Genomic DNA, 677 nt, shown 5'->3' with positions numbered 1-677 from the left:
AGCAGCAGCAACGGCTTGGACTCACCCGGGTCATCCTCGGCATGGAATCGACCGGACACTATGGAAATGCCCTCGCGCGGTGGCTTCAGGACCATGGACAGGAAGTCGTTCAGGTCAATCCGGCGACCGTCAAGCGCAATAAGGAAAACCGAGACAACCGTCCCTCCAAAAACGATGCCAAAGACGCTCTCACGATTGCCGATTCCATTTCTCGAGGCTATTACCACGACTGGTCCTGGCATGAGGGGACGTATCGCAAGCTGCGTTGTGTCGTCAATGAATATGAGGCCCTGTCGACGGACCTTACGGCGATCGGCAATCGGCTCCAACGATTGCTTGATGAAGGATTTCCCGAGTTTCTGCGAGTTTTTAAAAAGTGGAACGGTCCACGCGCCATCGCCACACTTAAGGCGTTTCCGCTGCCCGAGGATCTGAAGCATCGGACCATCGAGCAGGTGATCGAAGGCTGGCGTACTACCGCCATGTCGCGTGCCGGCGGTAAACGCGGGCGGGAGATAGCCGCCCGTCTGCTCGCTGCTGCCCGGGCTTCCGTCGGGGTGACAGACATCGCCCCCGAGCTCCGGCGGAACATCCAGCGCTTACTCGAGCAGCGCGAGAGGCTGCTGGCGGATCAGGAACAGGTCATGAATGAGATACTGGCCTTGCTGGGCCAATTG

At 58.8% G+C, this 677-nt stretch carries 1 protein-coding gene; it reads left to right on the top strand.

Going from position 1 to position 677, the window contains the following annotated elements:
* Positions 1-677 (top strand): IS110 family transposase (locus ACFQ03_RS25860; RefSeq protein WP_379291905.1); only part of this gene is annotated, 677 nt, incomplete at both ends.

Source organism: Paenibacillus residui, from assembly GCF_042677205.1.
Classification (GTDB): domain Bacteria; phylum Bacillota; class Bacilli; order Paenibacillales; family NBRC-103111; genus Paenibacillus_L; species Paenibacillus_L residui.
The sequence above is the reverse complement of the archived record's forward strand: the minus strand, read 5'-3'. Positions and strand labels throughout refer to the sequence as shown.